The organism is Arthrobacter sp. 2RAF22, from assembly GCF_052115325.1.
Classification (GTDB): Bacteria; Actinomycetota; Actinomycetes; order Actinomycetales; family Micrococcaceae; genus Arthrobacter.
In genome coordinates this window covers 558,923-575,832 of sequence record NZ_JBFRGL010000001.1, presented here as the reverse complement: position 1 = coordinate 575,832, position 16,910 = coordinate 558,923, and the positions used below count along the sequence as shown (strand labels likewise).

The following is a 16,910-nucleotide window of genomic DNA, read 5'->3' as shown; positions in this document are numbered from 1 at the left end:
GTGCAAGCGGGGGAGATCTGAAAACGCCTGAAGGTCTGTGGAAGGATCCCTCTTGGTCGCCTCGAGCACCTCTAATAACGAAACCGCTAATACGGCAAGCACCGATGGTGCAACTCGCCGGCTCTCATTCGCAAAGATTCACGAACCGCTGGACGTTCCGAATCTGCTCGCACTGCAGACAGACAGCTTTGACTGGCTGGTCGGAAACGAACGCTGGCAGTCGCGGGTAGCGAAGGCTGTCGAGGAAGGCGACCTGAGCGTCGCCACCACCTCCGGACTTGCCGACATCTTCGAAGAGATCTCCCCCATCGAGGACTTCCAGGGCACCATGTCCCTGAGCTTCTCCGAGCCGGAGTTCGCTGATCCGAAGTACACCATGGCCGAATGCAAAGACCGTGACGCCACTTACTCGGCACCGCTGTATGTCAAGGCCGAGTTCATGAACAACAACACGGGTGAAATCAAGCAGCAGACCGTGTTCATGGGCGATTTCCCTCTCATGACCGAGAAGGGAACGTTCGTCGTCAACGGCACCGAGCGTGTCGTCGTCTCCCAGCTGGTCCGTTCGCCGGGCGCCTACTTTGAGCGCACCGCCGACAAGACCAGTGACAAGGACATCTTCACTGCAAAGATCATCCCGTCCCGCGGTGCATGGTTCGAACTCGAAATCGACAAGCGCGACCAGGTCGGCGTACGCCTCGACCGCAAGCGCAAGCAGTCGGTCACCGTTCTGCTGAAGGCCCTCGGCTGGACCGAAGGCCAGATCCTCGAAGAGTTCGGCCAGTACGACTCCATGCGCGCAACGCTGGAGAAGGACGCCACCGAAACCCGCGAAGACGCCCTGCTGGACATCTACCGCAAGCTGCGTCCGGGCGAGCCGCCCACCGTCGAGGCTGCCCAGTCCCTGCTGGACAACCTGTACTTCAACGCCAAGCGCTACGATCTGGCCAAGGTTGGCCGTTACAAGATCAACCGCAAGCTCGGCATCGACCGCTCCCTTGGCGACAAGGAAGCTTCGGTCCTGCACGTTGAAGACATCGTGGCCATGATCAAGTTCCTCGTCGCGCTCCACGCCGGCGAGAAGACCCTCATGGGCAAGCGCGATGGCGAAGACCACGAGCTCCGCGTCGAGATCGATGACATCGACCACTTCGGCAACCGTCGCATCCGCGCCGTCGGCGAACTGATCGAAAACCAGGTCCGCACCGGCCTCTCCCGCATGGAACGCGTCGTCCGCGAACGCATGACCACGCAGGACGTCGAAGCGATCACGCCGCAGACCCTGATCAACATCCGCCCCGTTGTGGCAGCCATCAAGGAGTTCTTCGGAACGTCCCAGCTGTCGCAGTTCATGGACCAGAACAACCCGTTGTCGGGTCTGACCCACAAGCGCCGCCTGTCGGCCCTTGGTCCGGGTGGTCTGTCCCGTGACCGCGCAGGCATGGAAGTCCGAGACGTTCACCCGTCCCACTACGGACGTATGTGCCCCATTGAAACTCCTGAAGGCCCGAACATCGGCCTGATCGGTTCGCTGGCTTCCTACGGCCGCATCAACCCGTTCGGTTTCATCGAGACTCCGTACCGCCTGGTGTCCGAGGGCGTCGTTTCCGATGAGGTCCAGTACCTCACCGCCGACGACGAAGCCGAAGTCCTGATTGCACAGGCCAACGCACCGCTGGATGCCGACAAGAAGTTCGCGGAAGAGACCGTGCTTGTCCGTGCCCGTGGTGGTGGAGGCGAGCCCGTTCTGGTTCCGGCCGGCGAAGTTCAGTTCATGGACGTTTCCCCGCGCCAGATGGTGTCCGTAGCTACCGCCCTGATTCCGTTCCTCGAGCATGACGATGCAAACCGCGCACTCATGGGTGCCAACATGCAGCGCCAGGCTGTGCCGCTGGTCCGTTCCGAGGCCCCGTTCGTGGGTACCGGCATGGAGCGCGCTGCCGCCGTCGACGCCGGTGACGTCGTCATCGCGAAGAAGGCCGGTGTCGTCAACGAAGTTTCCGCTGACCTCGTCACCATGCTTAACAACGACGGCACGGAAACCAGCTACCGCATCAACAAGTTCGCCCGTTCCAACCAGGGCAACTGCTACAACCACCGTGTCCTGGTCAACGAAGGCCAGCGCCTCGAAGTCGGCGGCATCATCGCTGACGGCCCGGCAACGGACCAGGGTGAGCTCGCCCTCGGCAAGAACCTTCTCGTGGCATTCATGTCCTGGGAAGGCCACAACTTCGAGGACGCCATCATCCTGTCGCAGCGCATCGTCGCTGAGGACGTCCTTTCCTCCATCCACATCGAGGAGCACGAGATCGATGCCCGCGACACCAAGCTTGGTGCCGAGGAAATCACCCGTGACATCCCCAACGTGTCCGAGGAAGTCCTCGCAGGACTGGACGAGCGCGGCATCATCCACATTGGTGCCGAGGTTGAAGCCGGCGACATCCTGGTCGGAAAGGTCACCCCGAAGGGTGAAACCGAACTGACTCCGGAAGAGCGCCTCCTCCGCGCGATCTTCGGCGAGAAGTCCCGCGAAGTGCGTGACACCTCCCTGAAGGTTCCCCACGGTGAGTCCGGCACGGTTATCGGCGTGCGCGTCTTCGACCGCGACAACGACGACGAGCTGCCCCCGGGCGTCAACCAGCTGGTCCGCGTCTACGTTGCCGCCAAGCGCAAGATCACCGACGGCGACAAGCTCGCCGGCCGCCACGGTAACAAGGGCGTCATCTCCAAGATCCTGCCGATCGAAGACATGCCGTTCCTTGCCGACGGTACCCCTGTGGACATCGTCCTGAACCCCCTGGGTGTTCCGGGTCGTATGAACGTCGGCCAGGTGCTCGAAACGCACCTTGGATGGGTTGCCAAGACCGGTTGGAAGATCGAAGGCGAGCCGGAGTGGGTCAAGAACCTCCCGAACCTGCCTCGTGAAACCGGCCAGACGACCGTTGCCACCCCGGTGTTCGACGGTGCACGCGAAGAGGAAATCACAGGTCTGCTGGATTCCACCAACGTGACCCGCGACGGCGACCGCCTGATCGACTCCTCCGGCAAGACCCGTCTGTTCGACGGCCGCTCCGGCGAGCCGTTCCCGGACCCGATCTCCGTGGGCTACATGTACATCCTGAAGCTCCACCACCTGGTGGACGACAAGATCCACGCACGCTCCACCGGCCCGTACTCCATGATCACGCAGCAGCCGCTGGGTGGTAAGGCTCAGTTCGGTGGCCAGCGCTTCGGTGAAATGGAAGTGTGGGCGCTCGAAGCATACGGCGCTGCCTACACCCTCCAGGAACTGCTGACGATCAAGTCGGACGATATCCACGGCCGCGTGAAGGTCTACGAAGCCATCGTCAAGGGCGAGAACATCCCCGAGCCTGGCGTTCCGGAATCCTTCAAGGTCTTGATCAAGGAAATGCAGTCGCTGTGCCTGAACGTGGAAGTCCTTTCCACGGATGGTACGACGATCGAAATGCGTGACTCTGATGACGCAGTCTTTACGGCTGCGGAAGAACTGGGCATCGATCTGTCTCGCGCAGAGCCCAGCTCCGTAGAAGAGGTCTAAACAGCCGCTCTGGCTGGCGGTGCAGACCGCCAGCCAAGGCTGCTGCCTCTTTCCGTAAACCCAAGACTTCAGAATTTAGAGAACAAGAGAGAACAGGGACCATATGTCCAGCGAATCCTCCTTCGGCCTCATGCAGATCGGCCTCGCCACCGCGGAAGACATCCGCGGCTGGTCTTACGGTGAGGTCAAGAAGCCGGAAACCATCAACTACCGCACGCTCAAGCCCGAGAAGGACGGCCTCTTCTGCGAGAAGATCTTCGGCCCGTCCCGGGACTGGGAATGCTACTGCGGCAAGTACAAGCGCGTGCGCTTCAAGGGCATCATCTGCGAGCGTTGTGGCGTTGAAGTCACCCGCGCCAAGGTGCGCCGCGAGCGCATGGGCCACATCGAGCTGGCCGCTCCCGTCACGCACATCTGGTACTTCAAGGGTGTTCCCTCCCGTTTGGGCTACCTCCTTGACCTGGCACCGAAGGACCTTGAAAAGGTCATCTACTTCGCTGCCTACATGATTACGAGCGTCGACACCGAGAGCCGTCACGCGGAACTGCCGAACCTTCAGGTGGAGCACGACCTCGAGAAGAAGCAGCTCGTCGACAACCGCGACAGTGACATCGCCACGATTGCCCGCGACCTTGAGGACGAGCTTGCCCGCCTCGAAGGTGAAGGCGCCAAGGCTGCGGACAAGAAGAAGGCCCGCGACTCCGCGGACCGCCAGATGGCCAACGTCCGCAAGCGCGCGGATGCTGAGATCGAGCGCCTCGAGCAGGTCTGGGACCGCTTCAAGAACCTGAAGGTCGCCGACCTCGAGGGTGACGAAGGCCTGTACCGCGAACTGCGCGACCGTTACGGCATGTACTTCGAAGGCTCCATGGGTGCCGAAGCCATCAAGAAGCGTCTTGAGAACTTCGACATGCAGGCAGAGTCGGAGTCCCTCCGCGACACCATCCAGAACGGCAAGGGCCAGCGCAAGACGCGTGCCCTCAAGCGACTGAAGGTTGTCAACGCTTTCCTGACCACCAACAACAGCCCGCTTGGCATGGTGCTGGACGCCGTCCCGGTGATCCCGCCGGAACTGCGCCCGATGGTCCAGCTGGACGGTGGCCGCTTCGCGACCTCCGACCTCAACGACCTGTACCGCCGTGTGATCAACCGCAACAACCGACTCAAGCGACTGCTTGACCTCGGCGCTCCGGAGATCATCGTCAACAACGAGAAGCGCATGCTTCAGGAAGCTGTTGACAGCCTCTTCGACAACGGCCGTCGCGGCCGTCCCGTCACGGGTCCGGGCAACCGTCCGCTGAAGTCCCTGAGCGACATGCTCAAGGGCAAGCAGGGCCGTTTCCGCCAGAACCTCCTCGGCAAGCGCGTCGACTACTCCGGCCGTTCGGTCATCGTCGTCGGCCCGCAGCTGAAGCTGCACCAGTGTGGTCTGCCCAAGCAGATGGCCCTGGAGCTCTTCAAGCCGTTCGTGATGAAGCGCCTGGTTGACCTCAACCACGCGCAGAACATCAAGTCGGCAAAGCGCATGGTCGAGCGTTACCGCCCGCAGGTCTGGGACGTGCTGGAAGAGATCATCACCGAACACCCGGTGCTGCTCAACCGTGCACCTACCCTGCACCGCCTCGGCATCCAGGCATTCGAGCCGCAGCTTGTTGAAGGCAAGGCCATCCAGCTTCACCCGCTGGTGTGTGGCGCCTTCAACGCCGACTTCGACGGTGACCAGATGGCAGTCCACCTGCCGCTGAGCCCCGAAGCGCAGGCTGAAGCCCGGATCCTGATGCTGTCCTCCAACAACATCTTGAAGCCGTCAGATGGCCGTCCGGTGACCTTGCCTTCGCAGGACATGATCATCGGTCTGTACCACCTGACCACCAAGCGCGTTGGTTCCGCAGGCGAAGGCCGTATCTTCTCCTCGGTTTCGGAAGCCATCATGGCCTACGATGCCCGCGAGCTGCACCTGAACTCCCAGGTCAAGATCCGCCTTGAGGGCTTTGTGCCTTACGCCGGCTGGGAAGCTCCGGAAGGTTGGGAGCCGGGTCAGACCGCACTGGTCCAGACCTCCCTCGGCCAGGTTCTCTTCAACGAGACCCTGCCGGAGGACTACCCGTGGGTTGAGGCTGTTGCCGACAAGGGCGAGCTTTCCCGTATCGTCAACGACCTCGCAGAGCGCTACCCGAAGGTTGTCACGGCTGCAACGCTGGACAACCTGAAGGACGCCGGTTTCTACTGGGCAACCCGCTCGGGCGTCACCGTGGCAATCTCCGACATCGAGGTGCCCACCTCCAAGCCGGCCATCCTTGCCGGTTACGAGACCATGGCTGCCAAGATCCAGGGCCAGTACGACAAGGGCCTGATCGACGACGACGAGCGTCGCCAGGAACTGATCGAGATCTGGAACAAGGCCACCAACGAAATCGCCCAGGCGATGCGTGACAGCCTGTCCCCGATGAACACCATCAACCGCATGGTGTCCTCCGGTGCACGTGGTAACTGGATGCAGGTCCGCCAGATCGCGGGTATCCGTGGTCTTGTGGCCAACCCGAAGGGTGAGATCATCCCGCGTCCGATCAAGTCCTCGTACCGCGAGGGCCTGTCGGTGCTGGAATACTTCATCGCCACGCACGGTGCCCGTAAGGGTCTGGCCGACACCGCGCTGCGTACCGCCAACTCGGGTTACCTGACCCGTCGTCTGGTGGACGTTTCGCAGGACGTCATCGTCCGTGAAGAGGACTGTGGCACCGAGCGTGGTCTCATGACCGCAATCGCCGTGCCGGACTCCAACGGTGAGCTGGTCCTTGACGAGAACGTCGAGAACAGCGCCTACGCACGTACCCTCGCCGTCGACGTCGTCGACTCCAAGGGTGCTGTGCTGGCAGCTGCCGGCACCGACTGCGGCGACGTCGTCATTGCCGAGCTGCTCGCAGCCGGCATCACCGAGGTCAAGGTCCGTTCCGTGCTCACGTGTGAGTCCAAGGTCGGTACCTGTGCGCTCTGCTACGGCCGTTCGCTGGCCACTGGCAAGACCGTGGACATCGGAGAGGCCGTCGGCATCATCGCCGCACAGTCCATCGGTGAACCCGGTACCCAGCTGACCATGCGTACGTTCCACACCGGTGGTGCTGTTTCCGCCAGCGGTGGCGACGACATCACCCAGGGTCTGCCCCGTATCCAGGAGCTCTTCGAAGCCCGTACTCCGAAGGGTGTTGCACCGATTGCTGAAGCAGCCGGCCGCATCGCCATCGAAGAGTCCGAGCGCCAGATGCGCCTCATCATCACCCCGGACGATGGTTCCGAGGAGATCGCCTACCCGGTGCTGCGCCGTTCCCGCCTCCTCATCGAGGATGGCGAGCACGTCAGCGTCGGCCAGAAGCTGATCAACGGTCCTGTGGACCCGAAGCAGGTTCTGCGCATCATGGGTCCGCGTGCCGCCCAGAAGTTCCTGGTGGACGAGGTCCAGGGCGTTTACCGCAGCCAGGGCATCGGCATCCACGACAAGCACGTGGAAGTCATCGTCCGTCAGATGCTGCGCCGCGTGACCGTCATCGAATCCGGCGACTCCGATCTGCTTCCGGGCGAGCTCGCTGAGCGCAGCCGCTTCGAAGACGAGAACCGTCGCGTGGTGTCCGAAGGCCGTACCCCGGCTTCCGGCCGTCCGGAACTGATGGGTATCACCAAGGCATCTCTGGCAACTGAGTCCTGGCTGTCGGCCGCTTCCTTCCAGGAGACCACCCGCGTTCTGACGCAGGCGGCCATGGAAGGCAAGAGCGACCCGTTGCTCGGCCTCAAGGAGAACGTCATCATCGGTAAGCTCATCCCGGCCGGTACGGGTTTGCCCCGTTACACCGAGGTCACCGTGGAGCCGACTGAAGAAGCAAAGGCAAGCCTGTTCACGGGCCCCAGCGCCTTCACCGACTTCTCGTATGACGCCCTGGGCGGCGACGGAGCTCCCGAGTTCCACGCCATCCCGCTGGATGACTACGATCTCGGCAACGACTTCCGCTGAGAAGTCTGAAACGCAAGGACCCCGTACTCACTGAGTGCGGGGTCCTTCCCGTTAAGCGCCCGACGACGGCGGCCGGCACCCGCCGTCGTGGTTCACCCCTCTACACCCGATTAAGGCCTCAGATCAAGCCATGCTAGAATTCTGGTAATTGTTCTGTGTGGCAGTGGATGAAGGCCGCCGCAGCATCATTTCGGTTTTGTTCTCATGATGTTGGGTGGAGCCTGTTTCCGGGTTGCGGGCTACGTGCGCAACGAATGCCGCACTTTTGCACGCCCACCGGTCTTCGGGCCAGGGTCGCATGGACAACGCCAAAGCTCTCACGCAAACACAGGCCAACGCCTGGGCGCGGAGCAGAGATCAACCAACGGAGAACACGAAAGTGCCTACGATTAACCAGCTGGTCCGCAAGGGCCGCACGCCGAAGGTCTCCAAGACCAAGGCTCCCGCGCTTAAGGGCAGCCCGATGCGCCGCGGTGTTTGCACCCGCGTTTACACGACCACCCCGAAGAAGCCGAACTCGGCTCTCCGTAAGGTTGCTCGTGTCCGCCTCAACGGTGGCGTTGAAGTTACCGCCTACATCCCCGGTGTTGGCCACAACCTCCAGGAGCACTCCATCGTGCTGGTCCGTGGTGGTCGTGTGAAGGACCTTCCGGGTGTCCGTTACAAGATCGTCCGTGGTGCCCTCGATACCCAGGGTGTCAAGAACCGCAAGCAGGCCCGCAGCCGCTACGGCGCAAAGATGGAGAAGAAGTAATATGCCTCGCAAGGGTCCGGCCCCGAAGCGGCCGCTAGTTTCCGATCCCGTTTACGGTTCCCCGTTGGTCACCCAGCTGATCAACAAGGTTCTGATCGACGGCAAGAAGTCCACCGCAGAGCGCATCGTTTACGGCGCACTCGAAGGTGCACGCGCCAAGTCCGGTGGCGACCCCGTCGCCGCCCTCAAGAAGGCCATGGACAACGTCAAGCCTTCCCTCGAGGTCCGCTCCCGCCGTGTCGGTGGCGCAACCTACCAGGTTCCCGTTGAGGTCAAGCCGGGCCGCTCCACCGCCCTCGCTCTCCGCTGGCTGGTTGGCTACTCCAAGGCCCGCCGCGAGAAGACGATGACCGAGCGCCTCCAGAACGAAATCCTGGATGCGTCCAACGGTCTCGGTGCCGCTGTGAAGCGTCGCGAAGACACCCACAAGATGGCCGAGTCGAACAAGGCCTTCGCACACTACCGCTGGTAAAACTTCCCGTACGCCGCCGGCTCCCTGAGCTGGCGGCGAACGTGTAGTCCATCCGAAAGGGAGACACCGTGGCACAGGACGTGCTTACCGACCTTAGCAAGGTCCGCAACATCGGCATCATGGCCCACATCGATGCCGGCAAGACCACCACCACCGAGCGCATCCTGTTCTACACGGGTGTGAACCACAAGATCGGCGAAACGCACGACGGTGCTTCGACGACTGACTGGATGGAACAGGAAAAGGAACGCGGCATCACCATCACGTCTGCCGCCGTGACCTGCTTCTGGGACAAGAACCAGATCAACATCATTGACACCCCGGGCCACGTGGACTTCACGGTTGAGGTCGAGCGCTCGCTGCGCGTCCTCGACGGCGCCGTTGCTGTCTTCGATGGCAAGGAAGGCGTTGAGCCGCAGTCCGAGACTGTTTGGCGCCAGGCCGACAAGTACAACGTGCCGCGTATCTGCTTCGTCAACAAGATGGACAAGCTCGGCGCTGACTTCTACTTCACCGTAGACACCATCATCAGCCGCCTCGGCGCCAAGCCGCTGGTTCTCCAGCTGCCCATCGGTGCAGAGAACGACTTCATCGGCGTCGTGGATCTCCTTGAGATGCGCGCACTGGTGTGGCCGGGCGATGCCAAGGGTGACGTCACCATGGGTGCCAAGTACGAGGTCCAGGAGATCCCCGCCGATCTCCAGGCCAAGGCTGAGGAATACCGTGCACAGCTCGTTGAGACTGTTGCCGAGGCTTCCGAGGAACTCATGGAGAAGTACCTCGACGGTGAAGAACTCACTGTCGAGGAGCTCAAGGCCGGCATCCGCAAGATGACCATCAACTCCGAGCTCTACCCGGTTCTCTGTGGTTCTGCCTTCAAGAACCGCGGCGTACAGCCGATGCTGGATGCTGTTGTTGACTTCCTGCCGAACCCGCTCGACGTCCCGCCCATGGTCGGTCACGACCCGCGCGACGAAGAGAAGGAGCTCACCCGCAAGCCTTCCGCCGAGGAGCCGTTCTCGGCCCTCGCGTTCAAGATTGCGGCGCACCCGTTCTTCGGTCAGCTCACCTTCATCCGCGTGTACTCCGGTCACGTGGAAGCAGGCGCCCAGGTGGTCAACTCCACCAAGGGCAAGAAGGAGCGCATCGGCAAGCTGTTCCAGATGCACGCCAACAAGGAAATGCCTGTTGAAGGCGCTACCGCGGGCCACATCTACGCAGCAATCGGTCTGAAGGACACCACCACGGGCGACACCCTGTGCGACGCCAACAACCAGATCGTCCTCGAGTCCATGAGCTTCCCGGAGCCCGTGATCTCGGTTGCCATCGAGCCGAACACCAAGGGTGACCAGGAGAAGCTCTCCACGGCCATCCAGAAGCTCTCCGCTGAGGACCCGACCTTCCAGGTCTCCCTCAACGAAGACACCGGTCAGACCATCATCGCCGGCATGGGCGAGCTCCACCTGGACATCCTGGTGGACCGCATGCGCCGCGAATTCAAGGTCGAGGCAAACGTCGGCAAGCCGCAGGTTGCTTACCGCGAAACCATCAAGCGCGCTGTAGAGCGTCACGACTACACGCACAAGAAGCAGACCGGTGGTTCGGGTCAGTTCGCAAAGATCCAGATCGCTATCGAGCCGATGGACACCGCCGACGGCGAGCTCTACGCGTTCGAGAACAAGGTCACCGGTGGCCGCGTGCCCCGCGAGTACATCCCGTCCGTTGACGCGGGCATCCAGGATGCGCTCAACGACGGCGTTCTGGCAGGCTACCCGGTTGTCGGCATCAAGGCCACGCTGATTGACGGCGCGTACCACGATGTTGACTCCTCGGAAATGGCGTTCAAGATCGCCGGCCGTATGGCTTTCAAGGAAGCCGCACGCAAGGCGAACCCGGTTCTGCTCGAACCGCTGATGGATGTTGAGGTCCGCACCCCTGAGGAATACATGGGTGAAGTAATCGGTGACCTGAACTCCCGCCGTGGCCAGATGCAGTCCATGGAAGACGCCGCTGGCGTCAAGGTGATCCGTGCGCACGTTCCGCTGTCCGGCATGTTCGGCTACATCGGTGACCTGCGTTCGAAGACCCAGGGCCGTGCTGTGTACTCCATGACGTTCAACAGCTACGCCGAGGTCCCGAAGGCAGTTGCCGACGAGATCATCCAGAAGAACCGCGGCGAGTAATCACCGACGGATAAACCAGGATGTTGGCCCGTTCCGGGAAAGCATTCAGCGCAGGCGCCGGGCTGTAGCCCAGGCCGCAGTCCGGTCCTTGCGCGAACAGACTCCAGGTACCAACATTGGTCCCTGAATCTGCAATTTCACCAAATCCAAAGCCCCCAAGTAGACTTGCTGGAGTTTCTGCCGCGAAAAGCGCGGCCGAGGAGCAACTCACTTGAAATCGTTCTAGGAGGAACCTGTGGCAAAGGCAAAGTTCGAGCGGACTAAGCCGCACGTCAACATCGGCACCATTGGTCACGTTGACCACGGTAAGACGACGCTGACTGCCGCCATTTCCAAGGTGCTGTACGACAAGTACCCCACTCTCAACGAGCAGCGCGACTTCGCGTCGATTGACTCTGCTCCGGAAGAGCGCCAGCGTGGTATTACCATCAACATCTCCCACGTTGAGTACCAGACCGAGAAGCGCCACTACGCACACGTAGACGCTCCGGGTCACGCTGACTACATCAAGAACATGATCACCGGTGCTGCCCAGATGGACGGTGCGATCCTCGTGGTTGCCGCCACTGACGGCCCGATGGCTCAGACCCGCGAGCACGTTCTGCTCGCCCGCCAGGTTGGTGTTCCCTACCTGCTGGTCGCGCTGAACAAGTCCGACATGGTCGACGACGAAGAGCTTCTCGACCTCGTTGAAATGGAAGTTCGCGAGCTGCTCAGCGCTCAGGGCTTCGATGGCGACGACGCTCCCGTTGTCCGCGTTTCCGGCCTCAAGGCACTCGAAGGCGACCCGGTTTGGGTCAAGTCCGTCGAGGACCTCATGGAAGCTGTCGACAACTCGGTTCCGGACCCCGTTCGTGACCGCGACAAGCCGTTCCTGATGCCGATCGAAGACGTCTTCACGATCACCGGTCGTGGCACCGTTGTTACGGGTCGCGCCGAGCGCGGTACCCTCGCGATCAACTCGGAAGTTGAAATCGTTGGTATCCGTCCGGTCCAGAAGACCACCGTTACCGGTATCGAGATGTTCCACAAGCAGCTCGACGAAGCATGGGCCGGCGAGAACTGTGGCCTCCTGCTCCGCGGTCTGAAGCGCGACGACGTCGAGCGTGGCCAGGTTGTCGTCAAGCCGGGTTCCATCACCCCGCACACCGACTTCGAGGCCAACGTCTACATCCTGTCCAAGGACGAAGGCGGACGTCACAACCCGTTCTACTCGAACTACCGCCCGCAGTTCTACTTCCGTACCACGGACGTAACCGGCGTTATCACCCTGCCGGAAGGCACGGAAATGGTTATGCCTGGCGACAACACTGAGATGACCGTTGAGCTCATCCAGCCGATCGCTATGGAAGAGGGCCTCGGCTTCGCAATCCGTGAAGGTGGCCGCACCGTTGGTTCGGGACGTGTTACCAAGATCATCAAGTAGTTTCTACTTGTAGATCGGTGGAGGATCGGACGCCTGGCGTCCGGTAGCAAAGCAAAGAAGAACCCCGTCACTATTGTGGCGGGGTTCTTCTTTGCTATGGTTTATCTATCGAATGGATTAATGACGAAGTGTGGATCCGTGACTTCGCGGATCCGCAGGCCGTGCGGCTTCGTCGCCCGTGGACAGGAGAGCAGGAATGTCTGGCTTCTTTGGCACCATCCTCGTAATGGTTTTTGTCCTGGTCACTGCTTTGGTGTCGTATTCCTCAGGGAAATCGAAAGGGCGTTGGCTTGCCGAACGTGCTGCCTCACGGCTTGCAGACGATTCCGTCAGGCAGTATCGCTCAGGCTATCTGGCCGGCCACCTTGCAGGGTGGCGCGACGCCGAGGCCCACCGCGGCGCTGCTCCCGCGGAGTACCGGGAGTCCGGCCCGTCGCGCCCGGAGGGTTGGCAAACGCGCGCGACAGCTCCCGTCCAGGACGTCCCGGCCCTAGCAACTCCAGGCCAGGCCGCCCCAGCCAAGACCGTTCCGGCCCTGCCCGTTCCACTTGAACCTTGGCCATTCCCCATCCAGCCGCAACCAGCCCGGATGCAAGCAATCCAGTCGCCAGAGGCCCGGATCCCGCCGGAGGCCCTGCGGGAAGAGGAAGCGGCCCGGAAGCGGAAGCGGGATCGGCAGAACATCAACATCACCCTCTACGTGGCAAGCCTTCTGCTGGTCGCCGCTTCGGCGCTGTTCATCGGCTCCGGCCTTCCGTCCGTTCTCCGCTTCGTCGGAGTCTGGGCCATCACGGCTGCCTTCTATGCTGCGGGTTTCATCCTCCATGCGAGGGCTTCCAGGCTTCGGCCCGCCGCGATCGCCTTCGCGGGAACAGGCCTTGCGTTGATCCCCGTGACGGGCCTGGCGATGTACAACTTCGCGTTGCACAATGGCCCGGCGGCCTGGCTGGTTACGTCCGTCGTCGGGACAGTGGCCTATGTTGTCGCCGCGGTGCGACTCGACAACAGGGTTCTCGCTTTCCTGTCGTTGAGCTTCGTGGTCTCCGCGGCGTGGTCGGGCGTGTCCATGCTGGGCGGTGCCCTCGTCTGGTATTTCGCATGCCTGATCGGATTCGCCGTAGTCCTGACCCTGATAGCCATGCGCAGACCGCGCTGGCTTCCGCCGGTCTATGTCCGGCCCTTGATGTCCCTCCACCCCTATGTGGTGCCGCTCGTTACGCTTGCCGCGAGCTTCGTTCCCCAACATTTGGGGAAGGGCGAGTACGCCATCGTCATGATGGCGTGTGGACTGTATTTTGCCGTGATGGCGGCCCTTCCGCAGGGCATCTTCCGGCTCCCACAGTTCTATGCCGCGCGGCTCTCATTCACGGTGGCGTTCCTTGTACTCCTGTCCGACGCGGGGCTTGGACTCCCGGAAGTGCTGCTGGCCGGCATCGTTCTCCTTGCGGCGCAGTCGCTATGGTCGGCATTCGACAGCAGCAGGCTGGTCCGTTGGTTCCCTGGGCCGGGCACATCCCAGGCGATCCGGCGCTGCCGCATTGATGCCGTGGCGTGTTTTGGCCTTCAATCGGCGGCTGCCTTCATGGCGGGCTTTGCCATCCTGGTCCGGCATTCCGGGACGCCCGTGGGGATCCCGTTGTTCGCGGCCCTCCTGTGCGGTCTGGTCCTGGCGTGGAAGCTGGGCGGCGAGGCCGAGTGGCTCCCTGTTGCCGCTCTTGTGATTGCTGCCCCGTTTGCCGATGAGCTGGGCGGTTGGCCGACAGCGGCATTGTTGGCTATCGCCGGCGCGTTCTGGCTGCTGCGCGCAAGCAGGCCTAGGGAGGGCAAACGCAAGGCCTTTGTCCTCGCGGGGCGCATTGCGCTCACTCTCAGTGTCCCGGCAGCGACGGCGGCGGTAGTGCCGGAGACTCCCGAGCGCCTTGCCGCCGTCGTCCTGGCGTTCCTCGCCGCAGTGACGTTCCAGTTGCTATTGGAGGCCGCGCTGATCCGCTCGGGTGTCAGCACCTTCGCGCCGACCGCCTGCCTCGCAGCCTTTGCCGGTACCGGCATGGCAGCGCTGCCTTTGCTTTTTTTGCTGGACCAAGCATCGGGCCAGCCCCTCACTGTATCGGCCGTGGTGATTCATGTCCTTGCAGTCGCTTTGCTCGGCTTGACGCTGTTCCCGAAAGCTGTGGGCGACGCCGTGAGGACCGGAAGGGTGGTCGAGTTCCTCGCCCCGGCGGCATTTGCCTGGTCGGGGGCGTTGTCCTTCGGGGCAGTGTCCGTGTCGTTGGGAAACACGGTGTTGCTCGTCGGCGCGCTGTACTTCGCCGTTCAGGCGCTCCGCCTTCCCCGCACCCTGCATCGCCGCAGCTATTGGTGGGCAGCCCGTGCGCTCGTCACCCTGCTCGCCGGCACAGGCTATCTGCAGCTGCTCCGGGACGGAGGCGATTTGGTGGTGGCGGGGGAGAGGCTTCAGCTTGCCACCGTGGTGTTCGTCGCCTTGACAGTCCAACTGATTCCGCCCCTCGTGGAGGCGGTCCGCAGTATTGACCGGGGCCTTGCGACAGTCGATTCCGCCGTGGTGCTCCCCTTCATGGCCGGCGCAGTCGCCGTCGTCAGCGTCTCCGGGAGGTACTCCGACGGCTCCGTGGCCGGAAGCTGGCAGGCGGTGGCGATCTCGATCACCATGGCGGGGTCGGCTGTGGCGGCGGGGTTCCTGCTTCGCACCGAGGCCGCCTCCGCGGTCTTCGCGCCGGCGACGTTGGCGCTCTTGCTATTGCTTCGCGGTGGGCACATTCACGAGGTCGAGGCTTTGCTTGCCATCTTCGCCGTATTCAGCGCCGTCATGGTCGCTGCGGTGCCCGCGCGCATGGCGAAGGGCGTCTACTTCATCGCCGCCAGGATTCTCACGGCCGCCGTTGCCGCGGTATTTGCCCACGACGTATCAGCCTCCGCCACGGCGGTGTCGCTGACTTTCGCGGGAGTCCTGGTGCTGCAGCACATCATCCGCGGGCTCATGCGGAACCGATTGCAGCAGATTCCCTTCCAACAGGCGGCAGTGTGGGTGACGCTCAGCGCGCAAGCAGTGCTGCCGGCGACGTACCTTTCGTCTGTGTCTCAGCCGGAAGCCCACGACGGCGGCCGCTGGGTGCTGCTGCTTGAGCTGGCCGTGCTGTTGGTTTCCGCCGTGGTCGCGCATCGGATCTTCACCGCCCGAGGCGCTGTGTATTTCACCATTCCGGCGTCGATCGCAGTGGTGGTGGCAGCCGGACCCGAAGTGTCCTTCCCTCCCGGGACCTGGCTGGCCGAACCCTTGCTGGGCCACACGGCTGTGCCCCTGGTGCTGCTCGCTATGTCACTCGTGGTGACTTGCGTGAGGCTACTCGTCCAACCAGGAAGCGGCGTCCCTGAACATTGGTTCTGGCTGGCGGCGGCGCTGGGCTTCGGCGGTGCCGGAGGGGTGGCGTCCGTTGACGTATCGGACACCGCCGTGGGAATGGCTGGACTGGTGCTGGCAATGGTGTGCTTCGTAGCCTCCCACGTCGAGGGAATGCCGGGCTTCTACCCGCTAGCCTCCGCCGCGAGCCTCGTTGGTGCTACTGTCTTGGCTGCTTCGGTCCTGGATGACGCTCGGCTCCTGTGGCTGTCTGGGGCTCAATGGGAGGATTTCCTGCCGTGGCTCCTGGGCTGCGCAGGATCGGCCGCTGTGCTTTACGCTGTCCGTTGGTCCCGGATCCCGGGCGTGGGATCGCACCCAGTGCGCAAGTTGTCGCTCGCTGTAACAGCAGGAGGGGGATTTGCCCTGGCCGCAGCTGCAGGCCTACTGCACGATGACACCGCTGTGGCAGGAACGTGCTTGCTCGGCGCTGCCGTGGCCGTGGCTTTCCTCGAGGTACCACGCGCCATCAGATTCGCTGTCGCGGAGCTCGGTGCGGTGCTGGTGCTCTCAGCCGCACAGCGGGCGGTCCTCTTCGTCCATGGAGCCAGGCCCGAGTTCTTTTGGGTGGTGCAGTGGTTCGCGGTCCAAGGTGCGGTTTTGGCAGGGGTGCGCTATTACGTTGGGGACGCGCTGGAGGGGCGTATCAGAGGGGGGATCGCTTCAGGCTTGTTGTCCTTCGGAGGCCTCCTCTCGATAGTGCCAGGAAGCCTCTTCCCGGGCACTGTGCCACAGCAGCTATGGGTCCTCGTCGGATTTGCGGTGCTAGTGCTTGCCGGACTTGTCCTCGCCGAGCGCACGTTCGTGTGGTGGGGTGCCGTGGGTGTTGCGCTCAGCGTGATGTGGGCCCTTCGTTCCTATGCCTTCGCGATGCTCGCCGTGATCGCCTTGGCATTGATTGTCCTTGCGGTCTGGCGCCTCAACAGGACTGCGCCCTGATACCGTTGCCTCAAGGGAGGAATGCGAAATGGGAACGCTGATTTTTCTGGTCTTGGTGGTTGTTGTGGTAGCCGGGGTGTTGTGGGGAAGGAAATACTTCCGCCGCGAGATCGAGCGCGCCAAGCGCATCAATCGGGCGAACAGGAAAGACTGATT

Annotated in this window: 8 protein-coding genes; all 8 read left to right on the top strand. The window is 62.5% G+C overall.

Going from position 1 to position 16,910, the window contains the following annotated elements; genetic code table 11:
• The first annotated feature begins 52 nt into the window (after nt 1–52).
• The 8 genes from rpoB (at nt 53) to AB4068_RS02585 (ending at nt 16,908) form a co-directional block, all read left to right on the top strand.
• Nucleotides 53–3,559 (top strand): DNA-directed RNA polymerase subunit beta, encoded by a 3,507-nt coding sequence (gene rpoB / locus AB4068_RS02620; RefSeq protein WP_441432578.1) that lies wholly within the window; start codon nt 53–55, stop codon nt 3,557–3,559.
• A gap of 103 nt (nt 3,560–3,662) precedes the next feature.
• Nucleotides 3,663–7,562 carry a DNA-directed RNA polymerase subunit beta' gene (locus AB4068_RS02615; protein ID WP_284755100.1) on the top strand — a complete coding sequence of 1,300 codons (3,900 nt, stop codon included), beginning with the start codon at nt 3,663–3,665 and terminating at the stop codon, nt 7,560–7,562.
• A gap of 379 nt (nt 7,563–7,941) precedes the next feature.
• Nucleotides 7,942–8,316 (top strand): 30S ribosomal protein S12, encoded by a 375-nt coding sequence (gene rpsL / locus AB4068_RS02610; RefSeq protein ID WP_009358312.1) that lies wholly within the window; start codon nt 7,942–7,944, stop codon nt 8,314–8,316.
• 1 nt (nt 8,317) lies between these two features.
• The gene (rpsG, locus tag AB4068_RS02605; protein ID WP_059387355.1) at nt 8,318–8,788 is read left to right on the top strand and encodes a 30S ribosomal protein S7; all 471 of its coding nucleotides are present in this window, start codon (nt 8,318–8,320) and stop codon (nt 8,786–8,788) included.
• Nucleotides 8,789–8,856: 68 nt separating this feature from the next.
• Nucleotides 8,857–10,971: an elongation factor G gene (gene fusA / locus AB4068_RS02600; RefSeq protein ID WP_059387356.1), complete on the top strand. Its 2,115-nt coding sequence runs from the start codon at nt 8,857–8,859 to the stop codon at nt 10,969–10,971.
• Nucleotides 10,972–11,206: 235 nt separating this feature from the next.
• Nucleotides 11,207–12,397, top strand: coding sequence for an elongation factor Tu (gene tuf, locus AB4068_RS02595; protein WP_059387357.1), 1,191 nt, complete (start codon nt 11,207–11,209; stop codon nt 12,395–12,397).
• Between the two features lie 196 nt (nt 12,398–12,593).
• The gene (locus AB4068_RS02590) at nt 12,594–16,754 is read left to right on the top strand and encodes a hypothetical protein (RefSeq protein WP_441432577.1); all 4,161 of its coding nucleotides are present in this window, start codon (nt 12,594–12,596) and stop codon (nt 16,752–16,754) included.
• Between the two features lie 28 nt (nt 16,755–16,782).
• Nucleotides 16,783–16,908 (top strand): hypothetical protein, encoded by a 126-nt coding sequence (locus AB4068_RS02585; protein ID WP_284991831.1) that lies wholly within the window; start codon nt 16,783–16,785, stop codon nt 16,906–16,908.
• Nucleotides 16,909–16,910 lie beyond the last annotated feature (2 nt).

Bases quoted from the DNA above. Each gene is read 5' to 3' on its own strand.
- AB4068_RS02615 (WP_284755100.1), top strand. From the start codon at position 3,663: ATGTCCAGCGAATCCTCCTTCGGCCTCATGCAGATCGGCCTCGCCACC.
- rpsG (WP_059387355.1), top strand. From the start codon at position 8,318: ATGCCTCGCAAGGGTCCGGCCCCGAAGCGGCCGCTAGTTTCCGATCCC.
- AB4068_RS02590 (WP_441432577.1), top strand. From the start codon at position 12,594: ATGTCTGGCTTCTTTGGCACCATCCTCGTAATGGTTTTTGTCCTGGTC.
- AB4068_RS02585 (WP_284991831.1), top strand. From the start codon at position 16,783: ATGGGAACGCTGATTTTTCTGGTCTTGGTGGTTGTTGTGGTAGCCGGG.